The organism is Ruegeria lacuscaerulensis (assembly GCF_013034745.1).
Classification (GTDB): Bacteria; Pseudomonadota; Alphaproteobacteria; order Rhodobacterales; family Rhodobacteraceae; genus Ruegeria; species Ruegeria lacuscaerulensis_B.
In genome coordinates this window covers 212,189-225,053 of sequence record NZ_WQGP01000003.1, presented here as the reverse complement: position 1 = coordinate 225,053, position 12,865 = coordinate 212,189, and the positions used below count along the sequence as shown (strand labels likewise).

Annotated in this window: 11 protein-coding genes; 2 read left to right on the top strand and 9 right to left on the bottom strand. The window is 55.4% G+C overall.

Annotated elements, in window-relative coordinates; translation table 11 throughout:
- Window position 1: 1 nt before the first annotated feature.
- The 7 genes from GOV79_RS07245 to xdhA form a co-directional block, all read right to left on the bottom strand.
- Window positions 2–397, bottom strand: coding sequence for an ectoine synthase (locus GOV79_RS07245; RefSeq protein WP_170789249.1), 396 nt, complete (start codon window positions 395–397; stop codon window positions 2–4).
- A 17-nt stretch (window positions 398–414) separates the two neighbouring features.
- Window positions 415–1,164: an SDR family oxidoreductase gene (locus GOV79_RS07240; RefSeq protein ID WP_170789248.1), complete on the bottom strand. Its 750-nt coding sequence runs from the start codon at window positions 1,162–1,164 to the stop codon at window positions 415–417.
- A gap of 172 nt (window positions 1,165–1,336) precedes the next feature.
- Window positions 1,337–2,674, bottom strand: a complete 1,338-nt coding sequence (gene guaD, locus GOV79_RS07235) for a guanine deaminase (RefSeq protein ID WP_170789247.1) — start codon at window positions 2,672–2,674, stop codon at window positions 1,337–1,339.
- A gap of 61 nt (window positions 2,675–2,735) precedes the next feature.
- Complete coding sequence (locus GOV79_RS07230) at window positions 2,736–4,337, bottom strand: xanthine/uracil/vitamin C permease (RefSeq protein ID WP_170783367.1); 1,602 nt, start codon at window positions 4,335–4,337, stop codon at window positions 2,736–2,738.
- Window positions 4,338–4,380: 43 nt separating this feature from the next.
- Window positions 4,381–5,259 carry a xanthine dehydrogenase accessory protein XdhC gene (xdhC, locus tag GOV79_RS07225; protein WP_170789246.1) on the bottom strand — a complete coding sequence of 293 codons (879 nt, stop codon included), beginning with the start codon at window positions 5,257–5,259 and terminating at the stop codon, window positions 4,381–4,383.
- A gap of 3 nt (window positions 5,260–5,262) precedes the next feature.
- Complete coding sequence (gene xdhB / locus GOV79_RS07220; protein WP_170789245.1) at window positions 5,263–7,581, bottom strand: xanthine dehydrogenase molybdopterin binding subunit; 2,319 nt, start codon at window positions 7,579–7,581, stop codon at window positions 5,263–5,265.
- A 14-nt stretch (window positions 7,582–7,595) separates the two neighbouring features.
- Complete coding sequence (gene xdhA, locus GOV79_RS07215; RefSeq protein ID WP_170789244.1) at window positions 7,596–9,059, bottom strand: xanthine dehydrogenase small subunit; 1,464 nt, start codon at window positions 9,057–9,059, stop codon at window positions 7,596–7,598.
- A gap of 153 nt (window positions 9,060–9,212) precedes the next feature.
- Here xdhA and GOV79_RS07210 point away from each other — a divergent pair, with 153 nt between their 5' ends.
- Window positions 9,213–10,121 (top strand): LysR family transcriptional regulator, encoded by a 909-nt coding sequence (locus tag GOV79_RS07210; RefSeq protein ID WP_170783375.1) that lies wholly within the window; start codon window positions 9,213–9,215, stop codon window positions 10,119–10,121.
- A 59-nt stretch (window positions 10,122–10,180) separates the two neighbouring features.
- Here GOV79_RS07210 and GOV79_RS07205 read toward each other — a convergent pair whose 3' ends face one another.
- Entirely contained in the window at window positions 10,181–11,413 is a 1,233-nt protein-coding gene (locus GOV79_RS07205; RefSeq protein WP_170789243.1) for a urate hydroxylase PuuD, read from the bottom strand.
- 99 nt (window positions 11,414–11,512) lie between these two features.
- Here GOV79_RS07205 and GOV79_RS07200 point away from each other — a divergent pair, with 99 nt between their 5' ends.
- On the top strand, window positions 11,513–12,433 hold the full coding sequence (locus GOV79_RS07200; RefSeq protein WP_170783379.1) for a LysR family transcriptional regulator: 921 nt from the start codon (window positions 11,513–11,515) through the stop codon (window positions 12,431–12,433).
- Between the two features lie 5 nt (window positions 12,434–12,438).
- Here GOV79_RS07200 and uraH read toward each other — a convergent pair whose 3' ends face one another.
- The gene (uraH, locus tag GOV79_RS07195; RefSeq protein WP_170789242.1) at window positions 12,439–12,792 is read right to left on the bottom strand and encodes a hydroxyisourate hydrolase; all 354 of its coding nucleotides are present in this window, start codon (window positions 12,790–12,792) and stop codon (window positions 12,439–12,441) included.
- Window positions 12,793–12,865 lie beyond the last annotated feature (73 nt).

The following is a 12,865-nucleotide window of genomic DNA, read 5'->3' as shown; positions in this document are numbered from 1 at the left end:
CTTATTCAAGATTTTCGGTCGGGGCATAACTGCCATCGTCCCGGTGCACTTCTTGCCCACTGAGCGGTGGTGTGAAAACGCAGACAAGTCTAAGGTCGGCGTCAGTGGCCTGCACCACATGCCGATCGTGCCGGTCCAGTGCATACAGGGTGAAGGGTTCAAGGGATTGCCAGGTTTCGCTATCAGCAGCCCTGATCTGCCCCTTACCTTCGATGCAATAACACGCCTCTAGATGGTGGGTGTATTCCAACTCAAGCGCCGCGCCCTTTTTGATGATTGTGTCGGTCAGCGAAAATCCCATGCGGTCAGAGGCCAGCAGCAATCTTCGGCTGTTCCATCCCGGACCAGAGACATCCCGTTCTGTCCCCAAAATGTCTTCGAGTGCCTTGACGATCATCTTTTCCAGCCTTGCACCTAGCGTACCGCGCGGTTCATCCCGCCATCAGACAGGATACTCTGACCATTAATATACCGGGCCCCTTCGCTGGCAAGAAATACACAAGCCTGTCCAATTTCCTCGAAGGTTGCGGGCCGCTGAGCTGGGATTTCCCGACGCGCGCGGTCCGACAGGTTTACGTTCTCACAGAAGCCTGGCAGCAGATTGTTCATGCGAATATTGTGACGGGCATATCGGTCGCCATACATTTTTGAGAAACTGTGCAGGGCACCGCGCAGCATGCTCATCGGGTAGGGCGCGCGGGGTTCTATCGTGTTCATGGATGAAATATTCACGAAGGCGCCGCCACCTTGTTCAATCAGGATGGGCGTGACAATACGGGCAATCTTGACGACGTTCAGCACATACATGTCCAAACTTTCGTGCCACAGCGCGTCGCTGAGTTCTAGAAGTGGCCCGTCAAAGTCGGGATCGAACCCAACCGTTTTGATGGCTTGGGGCACTGACCCCCCGTGGCCCATATTGCTGACAATTGCGTCGATACGTCCATATTCGTGCATGGTGTCGTCGACCATCGCTTGCAGATCATCGACATCCAACACAGAGCCCCGACGGCCTATTCCCCCAAGCTCTTGTGCGAGTTCGATCGATCGATTGGACGGAGACATCAACGAGACCTTGTAGCCAGCCTTGGCCATTTCAATGGCGCAACCTCGACCGATGCCTTGGCCTGTACCGGTCATCAGCGCAACTTTGACTTCGGGCATGGTTCATCCTTTCCGAAAGCACAGGTGTTTGAGGGTATTCTGAGTCGTGGTCAGTCTAACTCGGCAGAAACTGGGACCCCTACGGAATTCTCGATGCAGTGCCGCTGTCCGCCAAAACCGTGTGACCGTCACAGTGGTCAGCGGACAGCTTGGATTTTCGTTTCGGGCGCTGCTAGGCGGTGACTTGGGCGCGAGTGGAAGCGGCTTCTTGTTTCGGGACGGTCTTGCTGGGTGACCCTGAAATATAGACTTCCTCAATCGCACGATCGTCGCCCATCATTTGCAAGACGAACAGTTCTTCAGCAAGGCTGTCAACGCGATCCATACGCAGGGCCATAGCCGGTGTGCTGCGCGCATTCAGGACGACGATATCCGCCTCGGTTCCGGGATCGAGACTGCCGATTTTGTCTTCAAGGCCCAGAACGCGGGCATTTCCACGGGTTGCCCAATGGAACGCCTGTAACGGATGCAGCGCCATACCTTGCAACTGAAGGATCTTGTATCCTTCATTGAGGGTTTGCAGCATCGAATAGCTGGTGCCTGCACCAACATCCGTCGCAATCCCGTTTGAAATGCCGCGCATGCTTAGACCTTTATGGTCAAACAGGCCGCTACCTAGAAACAGGTTTGAGGTCGGGCAAAAAACAGGGTGCGCGCCGGTTTCTGCAATTGCCGCGATCTCACGTGCCTCGAGGTGGATGGAATGCCCGAGAAGTGTTTTTTGCCCCAACAGTCCAAAGGACTGGTAAACATCCAGGTAATCGCGCGCTTGCGGATAGAGCTGCTTTGTATAGTCGATCTCATCCTTATTTTCCGACAAATGAGTCTGGATGTGGCAATCGGGATGTTCCCGCGCCAATGCCTGGGCCATCCTCATTTGATCCGGCGTTGACGTGATTGCGAACCTGGGTGTGATAACATAGCCGTTGCGACCTTTGCTGTGCCAATCGGCGATCAGGGCTTTTGTGTCATCATAGCCGGATTGTGACGTGTCCCGTAAACCGTCGGGCGCATTCCGGTCCATCAGAACCTTGCCGCCTATCATGCGCATGTTCCGCCTGGTCGCTTCGGTAAAAAATGCATCCGCCGACGTTTTGTGGACCGAGCAATAGGCGACCGCAGTCGTTGTGCCGTGGTCGACAAGCTGATCGAAAAGCGCTCGCGCCATAAGCGTGCTGTGTTCGTCGGACGCAAACCGGATTTCTTCCGGGAACGTGTAGTTGTTGAGCCAATCCAAGAGCTGGGCCCCCCAAGAGGCGATCACTTGAACCTGGGGGAAGTGAATATGTGTGTCGATGAAACCGGCCATCATCAGATGCGGGCGGTGATCCGTCACTGGCACGTTTACGGCTTTTGCACTCAACTCGGCATAGGGGCCCGTTTGCTGAATAATCCCGTTTTCGATCAACAGGGCGCCATCTTCAAGATAGGTGTAGGCGCTCAAGTCTTCGCCATTCTGAGGCTCACGATGGAAGGTCAGCAGACGACCACGCAGCAATCTCTGAGTCATGAATATTCTCGTTTATAGGAGGGGTGAGTTGGGGCAGCCCGCGCGGCTGCCCCAATGCGGATCAGGCCTGCTGCGCCGGCGTGTTGTCGTCGATGAAGTCAGGTTCATCCGGGACGATCACGCGGTGCTCCAGATCTCCTTTCGGTGCGAGCATCGGATACACGTAAAGGAAGGTTCCGACGATCAGGTAGCCGACGGTGATCCCGTCAAACTGAGGCATCTGCAACGTGTATGCATGAATGATCCCAACCGAGGACATAAGGCCACCTGCCAGAGCGAACGCTCCGGCCATCCGAAAGCGGCCATCAATTACGTCAGCCACTATCGCACCCCAGATCAGCCCTGTGATGATCGCGCCTTGGCTCAGGGCAAGGTGCCCCTCGTAATGCGCCCCTTCCATGAGAAGTGCGGCCGTCAGGCCTTCGTCACCAAGCGAAGGAAGCCCCTCGACGCCTGAGCTGCGCAGTGCATTCATCAGTGATCCCCATTTGACCATCAAGAATGCCGAAATGTGCGGCAAGATCGCGAAAGATACGGCTGCCATGTGCATCGGTTTTACGGCCCAGGCGGTATTGGTGATCAGGCTGACAGAGACAAACACCAATACCGGTGCTGCAGCGGCAATCGGGATCAACCCTGCAAGGAAAGACAGAAAACCGACAAAGGCAGCAGCGGCAATCACGACCGCGACGCCCACGATATATCCTGCGTGTGCATCAAGTCGCTTATACGCCGGATGACCGATGTAAACGGTGGTAGGGAACGGCGAACCGAACACAGCCCCCAGCATCGTACCTGCACCATCGGTAACCTGACACAACCCAACCGGATAGTGATCCCCGGCCGCTTCGGCCGATTCCACGTTGTTCATGGTTTCGATGAAGTTGTAAATTTGGACTGGGATCAGAACTAGGAACAGTTCCGGGTTGGCGAACAGGTACTGCACACCGGCGATCAGGTCTCCGATATAGGGGATCGGGGGGTAGAATCCGATACCGCTTGTGTCAATTTTGGACTCGCCCAGAACAAGGGCAATGACCGTACCGGCAGCAATCGCAACCAACCCGGCCGGAACGTTGCCCGGAAGGCGAAAACGACCGATCAAACCCCAGAGAATGAACAGCAGCGATGTGAAACCAATGATGGGGTTCTCGAAAACTTCGGCTAGCGGCACGGAGCCGATAAAGACCAAGGCAATCCCGCAAAGCGTGCCCAACATCCCCGCGCGTGGGGTAATGCGCTTGAGGTAAGGTCCCACGATGGCACCCAATGCCGCGACGATGCCCCCCATGAAACCGGCGCCGATGCCCACTTGCCAAGCCAGCATTGGGTCGTTGGTCGCCCAATAAATCGGCCCGATCACACCAAAAAGGTAGACGAACATGACCGGTGTCGAGATGCCGTAAGGCAACGCGGTGACATCTTCACCCTTTAAGGTTGCCGCATATTTGGCAAGATAGGTGTAAACAGCGACCCCGGCCAAAATTGCAATCGCCGCACCTGGAACGATACGGCCATACACGATGTCGGCCGGCATCTGGAACACGAATTGACAGACCCCAGACAGGATCAGCAAGTTTACCAGGTTGTCAGTAAAAAGCGCCCAAAAAGCGCTGAAATCGCTGCGCGTAAACAGCTTATATTCGTAGGTCCTCCCGTCCATGACGGTTTCCTCCTCTGATATGACCGGAATAGCCCGACAAGTGTCAGGCCAATCTCCCTTTCCGGTTGTGATAGTGGCCCACGAGGGGCGCTTGGTTTGCCCCGGTCGGGGCGGTCGCGGCAGTTTCAGAGGTCAGTTCAGCCATCACCTCGGATACCACGAAGGCGGCGATGATGCTGGGCCGCTTGTCGCGGCTACCGCTGGCCCCAATGGGGCATCTCAAATGTTCGATGGACTGTCCGTCACAGTGTCTATGCGCCCAATTCCTGAGCTTTATCCGCTTTGTCGCAGATCCAATCATGCCTACATAGGCGGCGTCCTGACGTTCAAGAGCTGCAGTTGTAAGCAGGAAATCCAGCCCGTGATCGTGGGTCAGGACGACAAATGCGCTGCCTTCGGGTGCACCGTGAATTTCGAATTCCGGGATTGCGCTTACGCGAGTTTCGACTTTCGCCGAGCAAAGTTCGATTTCCTCGGGTCTTGTATCAACAAGAATGCAACGCACAGGCAAATGCTGAAACTGGTTGGCCAGTGCACGTCCGACATGGCCGGCGCCCATCACATAAACATGGGGCAAAGTTTTATCATGACGCGCCGCCCGTTCCGTAACAGAGTGCCTATCTGATGCGCGCATACGGTTCAGTTTCAACTCGACCCGTCCGCCACAGCATTGGCCGATCTCGGGCCCCAGCGGCACATCCATCTTTTGATGCAGAACCCCATCAGCCAGCATCTTCCGCGCGGCATTGATGGCCATGAATTCCAATTGCCCGCCGCCTATGGTGCCCCAAAGCGCCTCGAGGGCTACGAACATTTCTGTCCCCTCATTGCGCGGCGAGGACCCGCGTACGCGCGTTAGCGCGATGCAGATCACGCTGTGCTGTGCGGACAGAAACTCTTTCAGGGACAAGGCAGAGTTCATGGCTCAAGTGCTTTTCTGCAAACGGTCAACGGCCATCAACACACGTTCCGGCGTGGCCGGAGCATCCAGACGAGGGCATTCCCGATAATCGGCGACAGAAGCGACCGCCATCGACAGCGCCTCGAACACCGAAATTCCCAGCATGAATGGTGGTTCGCCAACAGCCTTGGACCGTTTGATCGTCAATTCGCGGTTCTCGGACCAATCGGCAAGCTTCACATTGAAGATGCGCGGGCGATCCGATGCGAGCGGAATTTTGTACGTCGAAGGTGCATGGGTGCGCAGGCGACCGGCATCATCCCACCAAAGCTCCTCGGTGGTTAGCCAGCCCATGCCCTGAAGAAAGGCGCCTTCAACCTGACCCTTGTCGAGAACCGGGTTCAGTGAACGTCCGACATCATGCAGCACATCTGTGCGTTCAACCCGATATTCACCTGTCAGCGTGTCAATCGTCACTTCGGAACAGGAGGCACCATAGGCATAGTAATAGAACGGGCGGCCTTGTCCTTTTGCTCTGTCCCAATGGATCTTTGGGGTTTTATAGAACCCCGCTGCGGACAGTTGCACGCGCGCTAGATAAGCCTGTTTGATAAAGGCCTCGAAGGGCAGAACATCTTGACCGATATGTACCTGGTTGGCGAGGAAGACCACTTCGTTAGGCGCGACCCCCCAGGTTTCGGAGGCGAATTTCACCAGACGCTCTTTGATCTGCTCAACCGCGTTCAAGGCGGCCATACCGTTCAGATCCGTCCCGCTTGACGCCGCAGTAGCCGAGGTGTTGGGAACTTTCTCAGTGGTTGTTTTGGTGATCTTGATCCGGCTGAAATCGACCTGAAAGGCCTCGGCCACAACTTGCGCGACCTTGGTGTTCAGGCCTTGCCCCATTTCGGTGCCGCCATGGTTCAGATGGATCGATCCATCGTTGTAGACATGCACCAGCGCCCCGGCCTGATTGTACCATGTGGCCGTAAACGAGATGCCGAATTTGACCGGCGTCAGCGCGATGCCTTTCTTCAGAATAGCAGAGGTCTTGTTGAACGCGATGATGTCCTGACGGCGTTGGCGGTACTGTGATGTCTCTTCCAACTCTCCGACCAGCCGGTCGAGAATGCTGTCTTCAACCTTCTGATGGTATGGGGTTATGTTGCGTTCCCCTGAGCCGTAGAAATTAAGCTTGCGAATATCCAGCGGGTCTTTCCCCGTGGCATAGGCGATTTCTTCGATCATCCGCTCAGCGGCGATCACGCCCTGAGGCCCTCCGAACCCGCGGAAGGCGGTATTAGACACCGTATTGGTTTTCATCGGGCGGCTGTTCAGACGCACATTTGGATAGAAATACGCGTTATCTGCGTGAAACAACGCCCGGTCGGTGACCGGACCTGACAGATCTGCCGAATACCCGCAGCGCGCGGCAAAGCAGCCATCGACGGCCTGAATGCGGCCGTCGTCGTCATGGGCAACGTCATAGTCGATTACAAAGTCATGGCGTTTGCCTGTGGCGGTCATGTCCTGATCCCGGTCGGGCCGGATTTTGACCGCTCGGTTCCACTTCTTCGCAGCTATGGCAGCCACGGCGCAGAACAGGTTCATCTGGCTTTCCTTGCCGCCAAAACCACCGCCCATGCGGCGCACGTTGACCACAACTGCATTGGAAGGCACCCCAAGCACATGGGCCACCATGTGCTGTGCTTCCGACGGATGCTGCGTCGAGCAATGCACGACCACGTCATCGTCCTCACCCGGAAGGGCAAAGGCGATATGGCCTTCAAGATACATATGATCCTGCCCACCAACCCGCATCCGACCCTTGATTCTGTTTGGGGCCGTTTCCTGTGCCGCGTCTACGTTGCCGCGCTCCAGCTTGAGCGGTGCTGTTACATGCGGATACCCGGCTTCCTGCGCCGCAATCGGATCCAGTGCATGCGACAAGGCCTTATATTCTATCTTTGCCAACTCCGCTGCGCGCCGCGCGATGTCACGGGTCTCGGCGACCACTGCGAACAACGGCTGGCCGTGAAACTGAATAGTGTCGGTCGGAAAAACGGGTTCATCATTCAGATGTGTCGGGCTGATGTCGTTGACCCCTGGCACGTCATTTGCAGTTATCACCCCGACCACGCCGGGCACTGCCAGAACGTCTGCGAAATCAATGCCTATAAGCTTGGCATGTGCTACGTCTGAGACACCGAGATACGCGTGCAAAGTGCCCTCGGGCAGCGCGATATCGTCTGTATAGTCGGCGCGTCCGGTGACATGCTTGACTGCGCTGTCGTGGTTAACGTTTGTGTGCGGCGCGCCAATAATGGAAACGTTGTCTTTCATTGTGGGTCTCCTTGTCAGACACAGGCCAGCTGCGAAGGGCCAGTTGTTTCGGCGTCGTTTTCAAGAAAGAACCTGAGCAGCAGATTTTGCGCGGTCAGCATTCGGTAATCTGAAGATGCGCGCCAATCCGTGAGCGGAGAGAAATCCTGCGCCAGTGCCGCAGCGGCGGTCTCAAAGCTTTCGCGGGACCAAGGCTGGCCATTTAAAGCTGTTTCCGTGGCAGAGGCCCGCTTAGGAGTGGCGGCCATGCCACCGAATGCAAGGCGCGCATCGCTGATGATGCCGTCCGCGACCGAAATATGGATACCGACCGCGACCGATGAAATGTCTTCATCGCGGCGTTTGGAAATCTTGTAGGCCGCGTCCAGATCATTGGGTTTCGGCAGAGGAACGCGTATGCTTTCGACAAACTCGTCCGGTTGGCGGTCTTGTTTGCCGTATTCAAGGAAATAAGCCTCGAGTGGCAATGCCCGGATATCCGAACCGCGACGCAATGTGATCTCGGCGTCGAGCGCGATCAGCACTGGTGGCGTGTCCCCGATGGGCGACCCGTTGGCGATATTGCCGCCGACCGTGCCCATATTCCGCACTTGCCATCCTGCAATGCGATCCCAGTACCGGGAAAGGTGTGGCAAGTGCTTGGACAGGTGCTCTTGGCAATCGGTGTAGCTTGCGCCAGCTCCTATCAGGAGGAAGGAACCCTGTCGTTCAACTGTTTGCAGGTCTTCAAGATGACCGATAAAGATCGCCGGCCCAATTTTGTGTAGAAACTTGGTGACCCAAAGACCAACATCGGTAGCCCCTGCAATGATCGTGGCTTTTGGATAGGTTTGCAGACAGACGGCCAGGTCATCGACAGAGGCAGGAAGGATACTCAGGTTATCCTCTGGGCCAGAAACGACCCGCAATCCGTCCTTCAGCGCAGCCAGGCGCAATGTCATGGTTTCACGTTCGGTATTCAGATGATCCGATGCTGGGGTGCCATAGCGACTGACGGCTATCGCGGCTTGTACAATCGGTTCATATCCGGTGCAGCGGCAAAGATTACCCTGTAGGGCAGTTTCGACCTGTTCTTTGCTCGGTTCTGGCGTTTTCATCCAAAGCGCGTACAGGGCCATCACAAAGCCCGGTGTGCAGAAGCCGCACTGGCTGCCGTGATGGTCGATCATGGCTTGCTGAACCGGATGCAGGCGTCCATTGGGCCCGGAAAGGTGTTCAACCGTCACAACATGACACCCGTCTACAGACGCAAGAAAGCGAATACAGGCATTAACTGGCACGTAGGTAAGACCTGCCTTTCCAAGCCGTCCGACAAGTACAGTGCATGCGCCGCAATCGCCCTCGGCGCAGCCTTCCTTTGTGCCGGTCAGCCGTTGCTCCAGTCGCAAAAAGTCCAACAGAGTTTGGTTTGCTGACACGCTTGGAACGGTCACATCCCTGCCGTTCAGGACAAAACGAATGTCGGTACGAAACGTCATGAAGCTCTCCCTACTCCCTGCCTGCTTGGAGGTGACCGGGGGACCATAGAGTCAACGATTGAGTCTTAAAATCGTCGGAAATGGAAAATACTTTCAACACATCATTGAAAAAAGCAGGCCCTCAGCGCAATCTGACCGCATCGGGAGGGTTAAATGTCATACATCGAAAGTTTGCGGGTTTTTGTCAGAGTGATGGAGCTGGGAAGCATCACGTCTGGTGGGCGCGATCTGAGGTTGACTCCGGCGGTGGCTAGCAAGCGGTTGAAAGAGTTGGAAAACCATTTGGGCGTGAGGCTGTTCAACAGAACAACCCGTTCGATGACGGCGACCGAAGTTGGTTCCGTATTCTACGAGGAAGCCAAAGCGGTCCTGCTGGCGCTTGATCATGCCGAAGCGCGGGTGGCCAGCTTTTCCGACGCCCCCCGAGGTGCAATTCGCATCACCGCACCATTGGGTGTCGGTCGTAGAATCGTTGCGCCGCTGGTCCCGGAGTTTTCGGATCTGTACCCGGAAACAGAGGTTCGCATGCGCCTGTCCGACCGCAAAGTGGATATAATGGCCGATGGCCTGGATATCGCGTTCTTCATAGGAGAGCCCGGCGACTCCACCATGAAGCTGAGAAAATTCGCGGATTGCGACCGTGTCCTTTGCGCGTCGCCTGACTACCTGTCCAACTTCGGCGTGCCCAATACTCCAGACGACCTGCTACAGCCGACGCATAACTGCCTATTGCTGCGCTATCCCAGATCGCCCGAATATTTTTGGTCTCTCAATACCGATATGGGTCCTCGAAAGTTGGAAGTCCGCGGCAAGTACGACGCCGATGATGGGGACGTGCTGACGGATTGGGCGCTGGCAGGAAAGGGGATTGTCAACAAGCCCCGATTTGACGTGCGGGAATACCTGGTGAATGGACAGTTGGTCGAGGTCCTTCCAAAGACGCCACCAGTGCCGACGATTTTTGGGTGTTTATACCCGCACAAAAAGCTTCAGGACCCCAAGGTGCGTTTGTTCGTCGAACATATCGCGCAGAACAGTAAGCGATTTTTCGTGTCTCACTGAAAACAAGCGAGATCAGTAACTAGACTGATTTCGCCTTCGCTGGTTGGTACTGTCTGGTTTTACTGAGCCCTGACTTCCTTTACCCATGCTATGATCGTCTTGCGCGCTTCATCATCCATTTGAACCGCGGATGGCGGCGGCATCGCGTGACTGATCCCTGCCTGAAGATAAATCTGGTCGGCCTGTCGGGCGACGTCGCCGGGTGTTTCAAGGTAGACCTTCTTGGGCGCCCATTTCATCGTGCCATAGACGGGCTCTCGAGCGTGACACATAGAGCAATTGCCCAGCACGGTGTCATATGCGGCCTCGAATCCGGCGGCTGAGGCAAATTTCTGCTCGTACGGCGTCAGTTCGCGCGCTTCTGCGTCTTCCCAAGTCTCGCCGGATCGAACGGAAGACAACCAGGCGATCGCGACCATAAGAATGACCGTAACACCCAAGGTCCAATGCGGCCCCTTGCCAGTTGCGTGCATCGTGTTGAAGTAGTGCCGTATGGTCACGCCCGTCAGGAAAATCAGGCTGGCAATGATCCACGAATACTCGGTCCCGAAGGCCAACGGGTAATGGTTTGACAGCATCAGAAACACGACAGGCAATGTCAGATAGTTGTTGTGGGTGGAACGAACCTTCGCGATCTTACCGTATTTTGCGTCCGGTGTTCGACCTGCCTTGAGGTCCTCGACCACAATTCGCTGGTTCGGCATGATCTGAAAGAACACGTTGGCCGTCATGATGGTGGCTGTGAACGCACCAAGGTGCAACAGCGCCGCGCGTCCGGTGAAAATCTGATTGTAGCCCCAGGACATGATCACGAGGATCACAAACAAGAGCAGCATGAGAAGGGTGGGATGATCGCTTAACTTGGATTTGCACATGTAATCATAAAGGAGCCAGCCAATTGTCAGTGACCCGCCAGAGATCAAGATCCCCTGCCACAGCGCCAGATCCACTTTGGTAGGATCAAGCAGAAACAACTCGCCTCCGACCCAGTAGATGATCATCAGCAATGCCGCTCCTGAAAGCCATGTCGTGTAGCTCTGCCATTTGTGCCAGGTCAGGTGCTCGGGCATGCTGGCGGGTGCGACCAGATATTTAACGGTGTGGTAAAATCCGCCCCCGTGGACTTCCCACTCTTCTCCATAGGCACCATCCGGCAGCGCAGCGTTCGGTTTAAGCATGAGGTCAAGCGCAATAAAATAGAAAGACGCCCCAATCCACGCCATCGCAGTGATCACGTGCAGCCAGCGGACAGAAAAGGCGACCCACTCCCAGATTACGGCTAGGTCATACATGGCATTGCTCCTCAGTATCCTTTTTCCGGCACTCTATGCGAGTCCGATTTGTTCTGGTATTGCTAGCAAAGACCAAGCAGTATCAAAAAATGCAAAAAAATGTCATACCTAGATAACATCAGAACTTTTGTCCGGGTTTACGAGTTGGGCAGCATGTCTGCGGCAGGTCGCGATCTGAGGGTTTCTCCAGCTGTGACATCGGCAAGAATATCCCAACTGGAAGAGCATCTGGGCGTGCGATTGTTTCAGCGCACCACACGAAGCCTGACCCCGACCGAGCAGGGAAAATCGTTCTACCGGGGGGCTGCTGAAATTCTTGAGGCGGTCGAAAGAGCAGAAGCGCAGATCGTTAATATTACAGAAAACCTGAAAGGGTCACTTTATGTTGCCGCCCCGTTGGGGGTCGGACGCCGCTTGATCGCGCCGCAAGTGCCAAAGTTTCTAGCTGAATATCCAGAGGTGAATGTAAGGCTCAGGCTGACAGATCGAAAGGTGGATCTGACGACCGAAGGGCTGGATCTGGCGTTTTTCCTTGGTCAGCCGGAAGACAGCAACTTGCGTATTCGCAAGATAGCGGATGTGGAGCGGGTTCTCTGTGCATCTCCGAAATACATCAAAAGCCGCGGAATGCCTGAAAGCGGTGATGACATTATCGCCGACAACCACGAGTGTCTGAGCCTGCGCTTTCCGGGCGCGACCGAGTTTCAATGGCTGCTAAGAACCTCTTCCGGGCCAAAGCGGTTTCGCGTTTCGGGACGCTATGAGTCAGATGACGGTGACGTGCTAACCGATTGGGCTCTTGCTGGTCACGGGATCGCGTTGAAACCGATATTTGAAATTTTCCAGCATCTTAAGTCGGGAAAACTGGTCCCGGTGGCCGAAAAAACACCCCCGGAACCGATTCAGATGGCGTGCCTGTTTACGCATCGTCGCATGCAGGACCCCAAGACGCGGCTTTTCATGGAGTTCATCATTGAACGTATTGGATCATCCATAGCTGCGGCCAATACTTCTCGGTAAACTACTCAGCTGCCGCGATAGGTTGAATACCCGAAGGGTGAAAGAAGCAAAGGCACATGGTAATGCGAGTCTTCGGACATCCCAAAGCGAATGGGTATCACATCTAGAAAACGTGGGTCCTCGGGCGGGGTACCGGACGCGTCGAGATATGCGCCTGCATGAAAGATCAACTCGAACTCGCCTGTCGAAAACTCAGCTTCGGGCAATATTTGTTCGTCAGTTCTGCCGTCATCGTTGGTAACCAATGTTTTCAGTAAACTGCGATCTGTGCCGTCGATGCGGAAAAGCTCGATTTTTAACCCTTGGGCGGGGCAGCCCCGCGCGGTATCTAGGACGTGGGTGGTTAGGTAACCAGTCATTTGCGCTACTCCTCAAGTCACCCAGTTACTAATCTTATTTCTTGCCAATGGGCAAAGGCAGACTGTCCGAAGC

Bases quoted from the DNA above. Each gene is read 5' to 3' on its own strand.
- xdhC (WP_170789246.1), bottom strand. From the start codon at position 5,259: ATGAACTCTGCCTTGTCCCTGAAAGAGTTTCTGTCCGCACAGCACAGC.
- GOV79_RS07245 (WP_170789249.1), bottom strand. From the start codon at position 397: ATGATCGTCAAGGCACTCGAAGACATTTTGGGGACAGAACGGGATGTC.
- GOV79_RS07240 (WP_170789248.1), bottom strand. From the start codon at position 1,164: ATGCCCGAAGTCAAAGTTGCGCTGATGACCGGTACAGGCCAAGGCATC.
- xdhB (WP_170789245.1), bottom strand. From the start codon at position 7,581: ATGAAAGACAACGTTTCCATTATTGGCGCGCCGCACACAAACGTTAAC.
- uraH (WP_170789242.1), bottom strand. From the start codon at position 12,792: ATGACTGGTTACCTAACCACCCACGTCCTAGATACCGCGCGGGGCTGC.
- xdhA (WP_170789244.1), bottom strand. From the start codon at position 9,059: ATGACGTTTCGTACCGACATTCGTTTTGTCCTGAACGGCAGGGATGTG.
- guaD (WP_170789247.1), bottom strand. From the start codon at position 2,674: ATGACTCAGAGATTGCTGCGTGGTCGTCTGCTGACCTTCCATCGTGAG.
- GOV79_RS07230 (WP_170783367.1), bottom strand. From the start codon at position 4,337: ATGGACGGGAGGACCTACGAATATAAGCTGTTTACGCGCAGCGATTTC.
- GOV79_RS07200 (WP_170783379.1), top strand. From the start codon at position 11,513: ATGTCATACCTAGATAACATCAGAACTTTTGTCCGGGTTTACGAGTTG.
- GOV79_RS07205 (WP_170789243.1), bottom strand. From the start codon at position 11,413: ATGTATGACCTAGCCGTAATCTGGGAGTGGGTCGCCTTTTCTGTCCGC.
- GOV79_RS07210 (WP_170783375.1), top strand. From the start codon at position 9,213: ATGTCATACATCGAAAGTTTGCGGGTTTTTGTCAGAGTGATGGAGCTG.